This window comes from Paenibacillus polymyxa, assembly GCF_001719045.1.
GTDB classification, from domain to species: Bacteria; Bacillota; Bacilli; order Paenibacillales; family Paenibacillaceae; genus Paenibacillus; species Paenibacillus polymyxa_B.
Map to the genome: position 1 here is coordinate 2,866,220 of NZ_CP015423.1, position 14,314 is coordinate 2,880,533.

The window sequence follows — 14,314 nt, forward strand, 5'->3', positions numbered from 1 at the left end:
AAGAGACTCTCTGACTATTTGGTCGGGGAGCCTTTTTCTTTTTCTGGCTAACGAATTCAGACAAGTATGCTTTAAATGGCATAAAATGAATGTACAGGATCAATCCCAAGTAATATAATGACATCATAACTGGCAGCTGGAGCAGCTGTTGTGAGAACAGAGAGGTTGACCATGACAACTGTACCCGTATCCGAATTAAAAGCAGGACTTAGATTGCAAAGCGATGTATTTACAGAAATGGGCAGCTTGCTGCTACCGAAAGGGCGCATTCTGCTACCGCGTGACTTGGAGATTTTACAGGCGTTCCTGATCCAGCAAGTTGAGGTAGGAACGGATGATCTTACAAAATCCAGTGGCGAGTCTACGACTGTTCGATCTGGAATATCGGAATCGCAAGGACCTTCGTTAGATGGGCGAGATGAATCTGAACAATTTCAGGATGAGTATGACAAAATGGTGATGCTCGTTAAGAACGCATTTCAATCGGTACTCGTCTCTAATTTATCTATATATGAACTGCGAGGACAATTGGAGTCCTTACTGGTGCACATTCAGCGCTATAATGTAATGACCTATACTCCGCCTGCCATGATCGAAGTGGACTATATTTTTCACAACGCCGTGCTAGCCTCCCTTACTTCCTACTCCATTGCACAATGGATCGGATTACCTCAAAAGGATTGGATGCAGGTGGCTTTTGCTGGATTGCTTCATGACATAGGGAATGCTAAAATGGACCCGGCCATTCTGTACAAGCCCTCCAAACTAACGTGGGAAGAGCAAGAAGAAATACGTAGTCATACATCACTAGGATACCAGCTGCTTAAAAATGTGAAAGCTATTAACGAAGGTGTGCGTTTGGCAGCTCTTCAGCATCATGAGAAAGTGGACGGTACTGGATATCCACTGCGTCTTAAAGGGGAACAAATCCACATCTACGCTAAAATCGTTGGAGTGGCTGATGTATTCCATGCTATGACTCTAGAGAAAACATACCGGCCTGCCCAATCACCGTATCTGGTTCTAGAGCAAATCAAGTCAGAATCATTTGGAAAGCTGGACCCAAGTGTCGTACAAGTTTTTATTCATAAGCTAACCCAATTCAATAATGGAACCAAGGTGCGCCTCAATGATAACCGTACAGGGGAAATTATATTTGCTGATCGAGATCATCCGACTCGTCCGTTGATTCAAGTAGATGGGGAAATCATTAACTTAATGCTGCAAAGAGAGCTTTATATCGAGTATATTGTTACTTAACTAAGTATTTTTAAAAAAACAGTTGCACAATATAAAGAAAGTATGATATATTATTTCTTGTCGCTTCAAGTGTTATCAAAAAGAGTGAAAAACACTTTTGAGAAAAAAGTGTTGACATAACTCTAGGAAATATGATACACTATAAAAGTTGCTGAGGGGTTGAAAGAAACGCCGAGGCGGACAATGAATGTTTGATCTTTGAAAACTGAACAACGAGTGAGTAAAACGATTTTGTTCGTAAAATCAAGAGATATTTTATCTCGTCAGTTTCAAAATGAGCTTATCGCTCTTTCGATAAACCAACTTCGGTTGGTCTTTAATGGAGAGTTTGATCCTGGCTCAGGACGAACGCTGGCGGCGTGCCTAATACATGCAAGTCGAGCGGGGTTATGTAGAAGCTTGCTTCTACATAACCTAGCGGCGGACGGGTGAGTAACACGTAGGCAACCTGCCCACAAGACAGGGATAACTACCGGAAACGGTAGCTAATACCCGATACATCCTTTTCCTGCATGGGAGAAGGAGGAAAGATGGAGCAATCTGTCACTTGTGGATGGGCCTGCGGCGCATTAGCTAGTTGGTGGGGTAAAGGCCTACCAAGGCGACGATGCGTAGCCGACCTGAGAGGGTGATCGGCCACACTGGGACTGAGACACGGCCCAGACTCCTACGGGAGGCAGCAGTAGGGAATCTTCCGCAATGGGCGAAAGCCTGACGGAGCAACGCCGCGTGAGTGATGAAGGTTTTCGGATCGTAAAGCTCTGTTGCCAGGGAAGAACGTCTTGTAGAGTAACTGCTACAAGAGTGACGGTACCTGAGAAGAAAGCCCCGGCTAACTACGTGCCAGCAGCCGCGGTAATACGTAGGGGGCAAGCGTTGTCCGGAATTATTGGGCGTAAAGCGCGCGCAGGCGGCTCTTTAAGTCTGGTGTTTAATCCCGAGGCTCAACTTCGGGTCGCACTGGAAACTGGGGAGCTTGAGTGCAGAAGAGGAGAGTGGAATTCCACGTGTAGCGGTGAAATGCGTAGAGATGTGGAGGAACACCAGTGGCGAAGGCGACTCTCTGGGCTGTAACTGACGCTGAGGCGCGAAAGCGTGGGGAGCAAACAGGATTAGATACCCTGGTAGTCCACGCCGTAAACGATGAATGCTAGGTGTTAGGGGTTTCGATACCCTTGGTGCCGAAGTTAACACATTAAGCATTCCGCCTGGGGAGTACGGTCGCAAGACTGAAACTCAAAGGAATTGACGGGGACCCGCACAAGCAGTGGAGTATGTGGTTTAATTCGAAGCAACGCGAAGAACCTTACCAGGTCTTGACATCCCTCTGATCGGTCTAGAGATAGACCTTTCCTTCGGGACAGAGGAGACAGGTGGTGCATGGTTGTCGTCAGCTCGTGTCGTGAGATGTTGGGTTAAGTCCCGCAACGAGCGCAACCCTTATGCTTAGTTGCCAGCAGGTCAAGCTGGGCACTCTAAGCAGACTGCCGGTGACAAACCGGAGGAAGGTGGGGATGACGTCAAATCATCATGCCCCTTATGACCTGGGCTACACACGTACTACAATGGCCGGTACAACGGGAAGCGAAATCGCGAGGTGGAGCCAATCCTAGAAAAGCCGGTCTCAGTTCGGATTGTAGGCTGCAACTCGCCTACATGAAGTCGGAATTGCTAGTAATCGCGGATCAGCATGCCGCGGTGAATACGTTCCCGGGTCTTGTACACACCGCCCGTCACACCACGAGAGTTTACAACACCCGAAGTCGGTGGGGTAACCCGCAAGGGAGCCAGCCGCCGAAGGTGGGGTAGATGATTGGGGTGAAGTCGTAACAAGGTAGCCGTATCGGAAGGTGCGGCTGGATCACCTCCTTTCTATGGAGAATCGTTTCCTGCAACGGAAACATTCAAATATGAAGCGTAAGCTTCAAAAACTACTCACTCGTTGCTCAGTTTTGAGAGCTCAAACTCTCAGAAAAAGCTGGTTGTTTACAGCTTTGCACCTTGAAAACTGGATACCGAAACGAAATTGCGTTTTAGAATATTCCTTTAAGCTGATCTTGTGTAAACAAGTGAAATAAAGGTAGCTGTCTTGAATTTAATTCACACGTAAGTGTTGAACCGAAATTCAGAGCAAATCGTATTTACAATGTAAATACTAGGTTAAGCTACAAAGAGCACACGGAGGATGCCTAGGCGCCAGGAGCCGACGAAGGACGTGGCGAACAACGATAAGGCCTCGGGGAGCTGTAAGCAAGCTTTGATCCGGGGATGTCCGAATGGGGAAACCCGGCTGTCTTCATCGACAGTCACTTTCTGCTGAATACATAGGCAGAATAGAGGCAGACCAGGGGAACTGAAACATCTAAGTACCCTGAGGAAGAGAAAACAATAGTGATTCCGTCAGTAGCGGCGAGCGAACGCGGATTAGCCCAAACCAAGGAGCTTGCTCCTTGGGGTTGTGGGACGTCTCACATGGAGTTACAAAGGAACCGGTTAGATGAAGAGGTCTGGAAAGGCCCGCCAGAGAAGGTAAAAGCCCTGTAGTTCAAAACTTGTTCCCTCCGAGACGGATCCCGAGTAGTGCGGGGCACGTGAAACCCCGTATGAATCCGGCAGGACCATCTGCCAAGGCTAAATACTCCCTGGCGACCGATAGTGAAGCAGTACCGTGAGGGAAAGGTGAAAAGCACCCCGGAAGGGGAGTGAAATAGATCCTGAAACCGTGTGCTTACAAGAAGTCAGAGCCCGATCTATGGGTGATGGCGTGCCTTTTGTAGAATGAACCGGCGAGTTACGTTCCCGTGCAAGGTTAAGGTGAAGAGCTGAAGCCGCAGCGAAAGCGAGTCTGAATAGGGCGAATGAGTACGTGGACGTAGACCCGAAACCGGGTGATCTACCCCTGTCCAGGGTGAAGGTGCGGTAACACGCACTGGAGGCCCGAACCCACGCATGTTGAAAAATGCGGGGATGAGGTGGGGGTAGCGGAGAAATTCCAATCGAACCCGGAGATAGCTGGTTCTCCCCGAAATAGCTTTAGGGCTAGCCTCGGAAAGAAGAATCGTGGAGGTAGAGCACTGATTGGGTGCGGGGCCCGCAAGGGTTACCAAGCTCAGTCAAACTCCGAATGCCATAGATTTAGTTCCGGGAGTCAGACAGTGAGTGCTAAGATCCATTGTCGAAAGGGAAACAGCCCAGACCATCAGCTAAGGTCCCCAAGTGTGTGTTAAGTGGGAAAGGATGTGGAGTTGCACAGACAACCAGGATGTTGGCTTAGAAGCAGCCACCATTGAAAGAGTGCGTAATAGCTCACTGGTCGAGTGACTCTGCGCCGAAAATGTAACGGGGCTAAACACACCACCGAAGCTATGGCTTGATGCTTGCATCAGGGGTAGGGGAGCGTTGAATGCGGGTTGAAGGTGTACCGTAAGGAGCGCTGGACTGCATTCAAGTGAGAATGCCGGTATGAGTAACGAAAAGATCTGTGAGAATCAGATCCGCCGAAAGCCTAAGGGTTCCTGAGGAAGGTTCGTCCGCTCAGGGTAAGTCGGGACCTAAGGCGAGGCCGATAGGCGTAGTCGAAGGACAACAGGTCGAAATTCCTGTACCACCGTAATCCGTTATGAGCAATGGGGTGACGCAGTAGGGTAGTGACGCGGACTGATGGATGTCCGTCTAAGCAGTGAGGCTGATGTGTAGGCAAATCCGCACATCGTAAGGCTGGGCTGTGATGGGGAGCGAAAATTATAGTAGCGAAGGTCATGATCTCAGACTGCCAAGAAAAGCCTCTAGCCAGGAGAAGGTGCCCGTACCGCAAACCGACACAGGTAGGCGAGAAGAGAATTCTAAGGCGCGCGGAAGAACTCTCGTTAAGGAACTCGGCAAAATGACCCCGTAACTTCGGGAGAAGGGGTGCCTCGGTAGGGTGAATAGCCCGAGGGGGCCGCAGTGAAAAGGCCCAAGCGACTGTTTAGCAAAAACACAGGTCTGTGCGAAGCCGCAAGGCGAAGTATACGGGCTGACGCCTGCCCGGTGCTGGAAGGTTAAGGGGAGTGGTAAGCTCGCAAGAGCGAAGCTATGAACCGAAGCCCCAGTAAACGGCGGCCGTAACTATAACGGTCCTAAGGTAGCGAAATTCCTTGTCAGGTAAATTCTGACCCGCACGAATGGCGTAACGACTTGGGCGCTGTCTCAACGAGAGATCCGGTGAAATTTTAATACCTGTGAAGATGCAGGTTACCCGCGACAAGACGGAAAGACCCCATGGAGCTTTACTGCAGCTTGATATTGAATTTGGGTACGATCTGTACAGGATAGGTGGGAGCCGTTGAATCTTGAGCGCCAGCTTGAGAGGAGGCATCCTTGGGATACCACCCTGATCGTATCTAGGTTCTAACTTGGTACCGTGATCCGGTGCGAGGACAGTGTCAGGTGGGCAGTTTGACTGGGGCGGTCGCCTCCTAAAGAGTAACGGAGGCGCCCCAAGGTTCCCTCAGAATGGTTGGAAATCATTCGAAGAGTGCAAAGGCAGAAGGGAGCTTGACTGCGAGACCTACAAGTCGAGCAGGGACGAAAGTCGGGCTTAGTGATCCGGTGGTACCGCATGGAAGGGCCATCGCTCAACGGATAAAAGCTACCCTGGGGATAACAGGCTTATCTCCCCAAGAGTCCACATCGACGGGGAGGTTTGGCACCTCGATGTCGGCTCATCGCATCCTGGGGCTGAAGTAGGTCCCAAGGGTTGGGCTGTTCGCCCATTAAAGCGGTACGCGAGCTGGGTTCAGAACGTCGTGAGACAGTTCGGTCCCTATCTGTCGTGGGCGTAGGAAATTTGAGAGGAGCTGTCCTTAGTACGAGAGGACCGGGATGGACGTACCGCTGGTGTACCAGTTGTTCCGCCAGGAGCACCGCTGGGTAGCTATGTACGGAAGGGATAAGCGCTGAAAGCATCTAAGCGTGAAGCCCCCCTCAAGATGAGATTTCCCAGTATGTAAGACCCCTTGAAGACGACGAGGTAGATAGGTTGGGGGTGGAAGTGCAGTAATGCATGGAGCTGACCAATACTAATCGGTCGAGGGCTTATCCTAAGAATAAAATGCAAATGAGTTTCGGATCCAGTTTTCAGGGTGTAACCTTGAATGTAGAATTTACGATGTAAATTCATGTTTGGTGGCGATAGCGGAGGGGTTCCACACGTACCCATCCCGAACACGACCGTTAAGCCCTCCAGCGCCGATGGTACTTGGACCGCAGGGTCCTGGGAGAGTAGGACGTCGCCAAGCAATAAGTAAAGAGGATCATGATCTCGTTGAGATTATGATTCTTTTTTTGCATATACGTATATTTTAGAAATATCCTTACAAAAGGAAGGTAACATTTTTGTTACGGAATGTAGGAGTAAACCCTGTATAATATAGGTATTGAATCCCATACACACACGCTGCATTATTGCAGATTTATGCAAACTCCATCATAGGATTTTGTATAGTCAATCAGGCTGGTAAGGAGGGAAGATCATGCGGCGAAATAAATGGCTTGCTCTATTGGTGCTATTCAGTGTCGCTGTCGCGATTCTTACCGGGTGCGTGGAAGAGGAGCCTTCTTGGACATCGTTTGAGGGTGCTGCTAACGAGAAGACGTTTCCGGTTCCTAAAGAAGCTAGTAAAACCGATCGGGCCAGCAGTAATTCGGACATGGACTATGTTCGCTATGCACTGCCAGCGTTGAAGGAAAGTGATAGTCTACCTGCTCCTTATTTAGAAGAGATTGCAGCTTGGGGCTGGACTGAGGAACCGAATTTATCCACCTCGAATCAGAAGGTGTTTCAGAAAAATAAGCATATGGTGCATTTGTCTGTGCATGATGGTTCTTTTACTGTATTGGTTCCAAAAGACAGAAAGGCTGTTGTGAAGAGCAAAAGCGTGGATCTTAATTAGGGACACGGTTTTCAACCGAGTAAGTAGCATAGGATTTATTGTAGATCATATTTATAGTAAACTCAGCATATTGTATGCTGTGTATCATGATGAATGAAGAGATCGGATATGGGGAAGCACTCAGAACTGCCGTTGAGTAGGGAGTGGCTTCCTTTTATATATTTGCATGTTGATCAAATGCCCTACATGAATAACGAGGATAACGATGAGGAAAAGTTTACTTGATAAGAGAATAAAGCGATTTTAATTGTTAATCCACAAAAAAAGGAGTAACCGTTTGAGGTTGCTCCTTTTTTATTGCTTCAGTCTAGATCGTTGATAGGTTAGTTCAGACCTGAGTTTTCTATCTGTACGGATAATGAGTGGTTAAATTTACTGTAGATAATATGAGGCATCTTCATCGGTGAACTTTAACATGCCATCTTTTCTCTCGCCGGTAAGCCGACTGAGGATGTATAGACGCGGTGCAATAAGCCAAAGATGCCAGAAGAGTAAGGATACAGTAAAGGCTGGTGGAGACCAGAGAATGAATACGGCTGATAAGCAGATACCGATCCAGAGGGTATGTATGTGCACACGACGAAAGATGCTATAGCCTATGTACTGGTCTGTCATATAGCCTAGCCAAGGTAATTTACGGTGGAATGCCCAGCGTTTGCGGAAGGATGTTCCGCCACCGATATATAGGACAGATCGTGAGATTACGAAGTGTACCCATAAGGTTAGGAAAAAGGCAAGAGCAAACAAAAACACGCTAGTCCAGGAAAAGGCAAGAAGCAGAAAGAGAAGCATAATAACAGGCAGTGTGATATGACTCCATATTAGTTGACGCGGTATACTGATTTTTTTAATGAGCTTGTAGTGATAGTAGGTAGCTTTGGTTCCGGTTTCCTCTGTCATGCGAACAGTCCTTTCATTAATCTACTGCATCACAAGTGGCTTCCCGTCCACAGCCGGAAAAAGGGACGGTACTTCGCTCATGCCGCTTTAAATAAGCATTTAATCGTTTTTGTAGAAATACAGAATGATCGACATCCAGTGTTAGCTAGCCTACTCTATAATTACTGGAAAAGCTATCACTGATGAAGTGTTCAAGGGCTCCGATGAAAGGGTATCCATACATAAGAGCTTTTCTTATTATATCGGCATAGACGGCTGTTTTTTAAACATACGGGGTACAAACACCATAATGGCCCAGATGGAATATATATAGAGTATATCGTCGAACTGGGCTATGAAAAGGTTTAAAATAGTAGAAAGTGACCCATACTAATAGTAAAAGAAACAAGGTGGGATGGATATGCATGATCAAGGCGGCCACCGCTGTATTATATGCGGGCAGCACAAGCATGAAGGCATTTTTATCGTTTCCGAGTTTATCTGTGATACGTGTGAAGCTGAAATGGTGCACACGGATGCAACTGATGCCAAATATCATTTTTTTATTGATCAACTAAAGCAAATCTGGGTACAGAAAAATGCATAATATCCTTTGCTAATTAGTCTTTGAAGGATTGGCATTCCAAGGTCTGTCGATACGGGCCTTTTTTTCTGTGAGTAAAAGTAGGATTCCGCTTGATTTTACGATAAAATAAGGTAGATATAAAGCTTTGTTTGGAAGGATTGCAGAATGATGGGGAAAAAGGCGGTACATGCACCATTAATGGAAGCTCTAATACGTTACCGGACTCAGGGCAATGCTTCTTTCCATGTACCCGGTCATAAAAATGGACAAGTATATGAGCATGAAAATATTGCATCTCTGTTGCAAGAAGTGATGTCTATTGATGCGACAGAAATTACTGGACTGGATGATTTGCATCACCCAGAAGATGTGATTCGTGAAGGGCAAGAGCTGGCTGCAAAGTGCTTTGGTGCTGAAGAGAGCTTTTGGCTAATTGGAGGAAGCACGGTCGGTAATTTGGCTATGATTTTAACTGTATGTACGGAGCCGGGAGATCTACTGCTGGTACAGAGAAATGTACACAAATCTGTCCTGAACGGTCTCATGCTGTCAGGGGCTAATGCGGTATTCCTAGATCCGGAAATAGATACACTAAGCGGGCTGGCGGTTGCCCCAACGACGGATACAATAAAAGCTGCACTGAAGGCCTATCCTTCGGCTAAAGGGGTGTTACTTACACTACCTAATTACTATGGGATGGGGCATGACCTGAAGGCAACGGCTAAGGCCTGTCATGCAGCCCATGTGCCGCTATTGATAGATGAGGCACACGGTGCCCATTATGGGCTGCATCCTCGTTTGCCAGCCTCTGCGCTATCCTGCGGGGCTGATGTAGTCGTCCAGTCGACACATAAAATGCTTCCAGCCATGACCATGGGGGCCATGTTACATGTGCAGGGAGAGAGAATCCATCGGGAACTGCTTCGTCAGCGTTTGGCGATGGTGCAAAGCTCTAGCCCTTCTTATCCGTTAATGGCTTCACTGGATTTGGCAAGATGGTATATAGAGGCGTATGGAGCAGATGCTTTTACAGTGGGCTTAGCGGCGGCAGATGCTTTTAGAAAGGGCCTGGAGCAGCTCCCACGCTTTCGCTTGCTAGAACCTACACAGCAGGCACTAGAGGGAGAATATGCTCACAGGGGAATCTCTGAGGTCCTAGAAAGGGCTGATGAGGGAATAAGCGGATATTCAACCCAGGATCCTTTTAAATTGGTACTGTATGATACATGGGGTATACTGGATGGGTTTGGACTCAAGCATGAGTTGGAGACTTACGGATGTGTTCCAGAGATGAGCGACGAAAAACATGTTGTTTTATTGTTTACGTTAGGCTCTACGGCTAAGGATGCGAGTCACCTGTTGCAGGCTCTTGTGCATATAGATAATGATATAAGATTTAAGGAGACGGCTGGTGAGCCGGGGTCAACGGAAAAAGAGCAGCAAAGATTCGAATTAGATTTTTCCACGTGGAACAATGATAGAATGAAGGGATACTCTAGTCCGGTGCCGTTTGGGCTTCGACCGATTAGCCCGGATCAGATGGAGACCGTGCCTGTAGACGAATCCGCTGGCAGGGTAGCGGCTGAAATGATTATCCCGTATCCTCCAGGTATTCCACTGCTATATGCAGGAGAAACGATTACAGAAGCGATTGCATTGCGGATGAGTCGTCTACGTGAGCTGGGAGCCAAGTGGCACGGGGTAGCAGATGAAAGTATGCTTACAATTCGGGTATTCCGTTTACAATAAAGATTAGATACTAGAGACTTAACAAATACAGAAGACTGAATAAAAGAAGCATACGTAGCCTATGGGTGACTTTTATTTTTCAGGCAGGAAAGCAGGGAATAACATGAATCGGAAAGGCATTTTTATCACACTGGAGGGGGGAGACGGCTCCGGTAAAACAACTATGATTCAACGGCTGGCGAAGTTTATGGAGGAAGAAGGCTATCCAGTCATCACGACGAGGGAGCCGGGTGGCATCGAAATTTCCGAAAAGATTCGTTCTATCATTTTGGACCCTGCTCATACCAGTATGGATGCTCGAACAGAGGCACTTTTATACGCGGCGGCGCGGCGTCAGCATTTGGTGGAGAAGGTAAAGCCGGCTATTGAACAGGGAGCTATCGTATTATGTGATCGTTTTGTGGATAGTAGCTTGGTCTATCAAGGATTTGCAAGAGGGATCGGAATTGAAGAGGTGGCTTCAATTAATCGCTTTGCGGTGGATGATTGGGAGCCGGATGCCACATTTTATCTGGATATTGAGCCCGAATTGGGATTGGCAAGAATTAATGCGTCACGAGGAGCAGAAATGGACCGCCTCGACATGGAGAGTATATCGTTTCACCATAAGGTGCGAGAGGCATATTTGGAGTTGGCTCGCAAATTTCCGGAGCGAATTACAATTGTTGATGCATCTCCGGCGCCAGAGCAGGTGGAGCAAGTATTGAAGGATTTGCTGAAAAAGCGGTTTGTTCAGAATTTTAGCATATAATTGTCGAAGGATATACGGTAAAATTGAGCTAGGGACAAGGTTGTCTCTAATATGACTTGAAGGAGGAATACAGGATGAAGCTGATTATTGCGATTGTACAGGATAAGGACAGTAACAGATTATCCAGCGGACTGGTGAAAGCTAATTTCCGTGCTACTAAATTGGCGAGCACAGGAGGATTTCTGCGTGCTGGTAATACGACATTTATGATCGGTGTTGATGACAATCAGGTGGACTCATTAATGAACGTCATTCGCAGCAGTTGCAAGGTTCGTGAACAGCTGGTCACACCCGTTACCCCTATGAGCGGGACGACGGATTCCTATTTACCGTTGCCTGTTGAAGTCCAGGTGGGTGGAGCGACGGTATTCGTGATGCCTGTAGACCGTTTCGAGCATTTCTGAATCTACACAATAGGGCCTATTCTGCCGATATGATAGGGGAATCGCCTGTATCTTCTCACATGATGAGAGTGAGGGCAGATCCACTAAAACGGCAGCGCTACAGCGCAGTCCCCGGAAAGCCGAAGAAACCCTGAGTTCTAGATCGAACTGTTCATGAAGGGGGAAAGTGGAAGCATCCGGGGAGAAAGCAGGTTTATATGAAAATAAATCCGGGCTATCGCCCTTTACAAAGTACATTGTCTACGAATGAAATGAGTGCAAAGCCAATTCAGCCCAAGAGCTTCTCCGACGTTATGCAGCAAAATGGGGAGCAAGCTTCGCAGGAGGAATTGAATCGGCGCTTTAAGGAAATACAAATGCAGGGAGATCGTCTTGCACGTTCAATGACGATTCGTGAGCTGAAGGCCTATAAGATGCTGGTTAAACGGTTTTTGGAAGATACCGTTCGGCGAGGCGTGTCCATGAAGGACACAAAGGGCTGGGATCGCCGGGGACGCAGCAAACGTTATAAGCTGATTGATGAAGTGGATGAGCTGTTGCTCAAAATGGCGGATGAGCTGCTCGAAACCGAGCAAGGCAAGATTGAGCTTTTGCAAGGGGTCGGTGAGATCAGAGGATTGCTAATTAATCTCTCATTTTAATGCAGACTTATGTTATAAATGAATACAGACGGGCTGTTGCCACGAAGAAATAATCTGCTTGCTGATCATGCTGGCAGATTATTTTTGACTATGTACATGCCTGGAAGAACAACGATTTGCCGATGGATCACAGTTGTTTTCAGTGGAGAAAGTGAGGAAATATGTCTTTTCAACATATAATGGGCCAGGATGTAGCCAAAAAAATGCTGCAAAGTGCACTACGGAATCATACGGTCAACCATGCCTATGTTTTTAGCGGGCCGCCGGGAAGCGGGCAGATGAACATGGCGCAGATCTTTGCTAAGGCTTTATTTTGTGAGCGACAGACGGATGATGCATGCGGGGAGTGTTTGTCATGCCGCAAGGTAGAGCACGGGAATCATCCAGATTTGCATATTGTAGAGCCGGATGGAGCTACGATTAAAATTGATCAGATTCGTGGGCTTCAACGTATATTTTCTTACAAATCTGAAAGCTCCAATCCGAAGGTATATATCATTCGGCAGGCGGATACCATGACAGTGCAAGCTGCTAATAGCCTACTTAAATTTCTGGAGGAGCCCCAGATTCCAGTGGTCGGCATACTCATTTCTGAAAATGGACAGGCGTTGCTGCCTACGATTCAATCACGGACGCAGCAGGTTCCTTTCCACGCTTTACAGCCGGAGGTGATGATGCAGGCATTAATTGGGGAAGGCTATACGGCAGGGCTTGTCCGGTCGGTCGTTCATATTGCTTCAGGACTGGAATCATGTAGAGAAATTCTCCAGCAGAATTGGTTTGCAGAAATTAGAAACGTAGTGTTACAATTAGTGAAGGAGTCCATGAGTCGGGGGAGCTCGTCTATTATTCTGGCTCAACAGAAGATTTTTAAAACTGGACTTTCTGAACACCTGGATATTCTGTTTCATCTGTTTCATTTGTGGTTTAAGGATATGCTTCATTTCCGTTACGGAAGGCACGAAAGCATTGTTTTCATAGATCATTTGGAGTCCGTCTCCAAATTGGCAATCACCCGCAGCACGGAACAATGGGTCTCTTATATGGATTTGGCCGCGAATTGCAGGAAGAAGCTCCGTTTTCACGTCAACGGGCAATTATGCGTGGAGCAGCTTCTGATTGGGTTGTCCGATACAAGCGGTTCTATCACCGGCTAACAGGAAGGCGCGCTTGTTCCACTCTGCACAATCCGCGACGCCAGGTTCCCGGTTTGTGCGACAGTGAGACTTCAATTGCGGCCATTCGTACAATGTCGGCTTCAAATGAGGTTTAGTGGCATACAAGGGGGTTAATTTTTGTATAGTGTAGTGGGTGTCCGTTTCAAGAAGGCGGGCAAGACTTATTATTTTGATCCGTTGGATCTTCCAGTGGAGAAAGAAAACTGCGTCATTGTAGAGACCGCGCGCGGTATTGAATATGGCAAGGTTGTAGTGGGCAAAAAAGAGGTAAATGATTCGGATGTTGTCCTGCCCTTAAAAAAAGTCATTCGTATTGCTGGGGATGATGACGCTCTTGTTGTAGAAGAGAATAAATTGGCGGCAAAGGATGCATTCGGCACGTGTTTAAATAAAATTAAAGACCATGGCCTTAAAATGAAGCTGGTAGATGTAGAATTTACATTTGACCGAAATAAGATCATTTTTTATTTTACGGCAGAGGGTCGGGTAGATTTTCGAGAGCTTGTAAAGGACTTGGCCAGTATTTTTCGTACACGGATCGAGCTGCGGCAGATCGGCGTACGGGATGAGGCTAAAATGCTTGGCGGAATCGGACCTTGTGGACGTATTCTGTGTTGCTCCTCATGGCTGGGGGATTTTGAGCCGGTATCTATTAAGATGGCGAAGGATCAGAGTTTGTCGCTGAATCCGACGAAGATTTCCGGGTTGTGCGGGAGATTGATGTGCTGTCTCAAGTTTGAACATGATAACTACGAAAGCATGCGAGAAGAGCTACCTCAGGTGGGTAAGATGGTTATCACCTCTTTGGGAGAAGGTAAAGTCGTAGGTGTGAATGCAGGTCATCGCACGGTGCATGTTCAACTGTTTGAGATCAGTAAGGTCAAGGAACTTCCAATGGACGATGTAGTCGTCAAGTAAACCATTAGGTTGCTT

10 protein-coding genes and 3 rRNA genes are annotated in these 14,314 nt (G+C 47.4%); 12 read left to right on the forward strand and 1 reads right to left on the reverse strand.

Annotated elements, in window-relative coordinates; translation table 11 throughout:
- The first annotated feature begins 171 nt into the window (after nt 1-171).
- The 5 genes from AOU00_RS12830 to AOU00_RS12850 all read left to right on the forward strand — a co-directional run bounded on the left by AOU00_RS12830 (nt 172) and on the right by AOU00_RS12850 (nt 7,193).
- On the forward strand, nt 172-1,260 hold the full coding sequence (locus AOU00_RS12830) for an HD-GYP domain-containing protein (protein ID WP_069290747.1): 1,089 nt from the start codon (nt 172-174) through the stop codon (nt 1,258-1,260).
- A 316-nt stretch (nt 1,261-1,576) separates the two neighbouring features.
- Nucleotides 1,577-3,132: ribosomal RNA gene (locus AOU00_RS12835) — 16S ribosomal RNA — on the forward strand.
- A gap of 286 nt (nt 3,133-3,418) precedes the next feature.
- Nucleotides 3,419-6,344: ribosomal RNA gene (locus tag AOU00_RS12840) — 23S ribosomal RNA — on the forward strand.
- 78 nt (nt 6,345-6,422) lie between these two features.
- Nucleotides 6,423-6,539 (forward strand): 5S ribosomal RNA (gene rrf / locus AOU00_RS12845).
- Together the 16S, 23S and 5S rRNA genes form the textbook arrangement of a ribosomal RNA operon.
- 234 nt (nt 6,540-6,773) lie before the next feature.
- Complete coding sequence (locus tag AOU00_RS12850; RefSeq protein ID WP_013308104.1) at nt 6,774-7,193, forward strand: hypothetical protein; 420 nt, start codon at nt 6,774-6,776, stop codon at nt 7,191-7,193.
- A gap of 372 nt (nt 7,194-7,565) precedes the next feature.
- Here AOU00_RS12850 and AOU00_RS12855 read toward each other — a convergent pair whose 3' ends face one another.
- A complete protein-coding gene (locus AOU00_RS12855; RefSeq protein ID WP_069290748.1) occupies nt 7,566-8,093 on the reverse strand; it encodes a hypothetical protein in 528 nt (175 codons plus the stop codon).
- Between the two features lie 400 nt (nt 8,094-8,493).
- Between AOU00_RS12855 and AOU00_RS12860 the strand changes: the two genes are divergently transcribed.
- The 7 genes from AOU00_RS12860 to AOU00_RS12890 all read left to right on the forward strand — a co-directional run bounded on the left by AOU00_RS12860 (nt 8,494) and on the right by AOU00_RS12890 (nt 14,299).
- A complete protein-coding gene (locus AOU00_RS12860) occupies nt 8,494-8,679 on the forward strand; it encodes a sigma factor G inhibitor Gin (RefSeq protein ID WP_023986422.1) in 186 nt (61 codons plus the stop codon).
- Between the two features lie 144 nt (nt 8,680-8,823).
- Entirely contained in the window at nt 8,824-10,407 is a 1,584-nt protein-coding gene (locus tag AOU00_RS12865; protein WP_069290749.1) for an aminotransferase class I/II-fold pyridoxal phosphate-dependent enzyme, read from the forward strand.
- Nucleotides 10,408-10,510: 103 nt separating this feature from the next.
- Nucleotides 10,511-11,158, forward strand: a complete 648-nt coding sequence (gene tmk / locus AOU00_RS12870; protein WP_013308107.1) for a dTMP kinase — start codon at nt 10,511-10,513, stop codon at nt 11,156-11,158.
- A gap of 74 nt (nt 11,159-11,232) precedes the next feature.
- Nucleotides 11,233-11,562, forward strand: coding sequence for a cyclic-di-AMP receptor (locus AOU00_RS12875; protein WP_007427998.1), 330 nt, complete (start codon nt 11,233-11,235; stop codon nt 11,560-11,562).
- 197 nt (nt 11,563-11,759) lie between these two features.
- Nucleotides 11,760-12,203 carry a YaaR family protein gene (locus AOU00_RS12880; protein ID WP_013308108.1) on the forward strand — a complete coding sequence of 148 codons (444 nt, stop codon included), beginning with the start codon at nt 11,760-11,762 and terminating at the stop codon, nt 12,201-12,203.
- Between the two features lie 161 nt (nt 12,204-12,364).
- The gene (holB, locus tag AOU00_RS12885; RefSeq protein ID WP_023986424.1) at nt 12,365-13,360 is read left to right on the forward strand and encodes a DNA polymerase III subunit delta'; all 996 of its coding nucleotides are present in this window, start codon (nt 12,365-12,367) and stop codon (nt 13,358-13,360) included.
- A 138-nt stretch (nt 13,361-13,498) separates the two neighbouring features.
- Nucleotides 13,499-14,299 (forward strand): PSP1 domain-containing protein, encoded by an 801-nt coding sequence (locus tag AOU00_RS12890; RefSeq protein WP_013308110.1) that lies wholly within the window; start codon nt 13,499-13,501, stop codon nt 14,297-14,299.
- Nucleotides 14,300-14,314 lie beyond the last annotated feature (15 nt).

Coding starts and splice junctions, on each gene's coding strand:
- AOU00_RS12830 (WP_069290747.1), top strand. CDS start 172: ATGACAACTGTACCCGTATCCGAATTAAAAGCAGGACTTAGATTGCAA.
- AOU00_RS12850 (WP_013308104.1), top strand. CDS start 6,774: ATGCGGCGAAATAAATGGCTTGCTCTATTGGTGCTATTCAGTGTCGCT.
- AOU00_RS12855 (WP_069290748.1), bottom strand. CDS start 8,093: ATGACAGAGGAAACCGGAACCAAAGCTACCTACTATCACTACAAGCTC.
- AOU00_RS12860 (WP_023986422.1), top strand. CDS start 8,494: ATGCATGATCAAGGCGGCCACCGCTGTATTATATGCGGGCAGCACAAG.
- AOU00_RS12865 (WP_069290749.1), top strand. CDS start 8,824: ATGATGGGGAAAAAGGCGGTACATGCACCATTAATGGAAGCTCTAATA.
- tmk (WP_013308107.1), top strand. CDS start 10,511: ATGAATCGGAAAGGCATTTTTATCACACTGGAGGGGGGAGACGGCTCC.
- AOU00_RS12875 (WP_007427998.1), top strand. CDS start 11,233: ATGAAGCTGATTATTGCGATTGTACAGGATAAGGACAGTAACAGATTA.
- AOU00_RS12880 (WP_013308108.1), top strand. CDS start 11,760: ATGAAAATAAATCCGGGCTATCGCCCTTTACAAAGTACATTGTCTACG.
- holB (WP_023986424.1), top strand. CDS start 12,365: ATGTCTTTTCAACATATAATGGGCCAGGATGTAGCCAAAAAAATGCTG.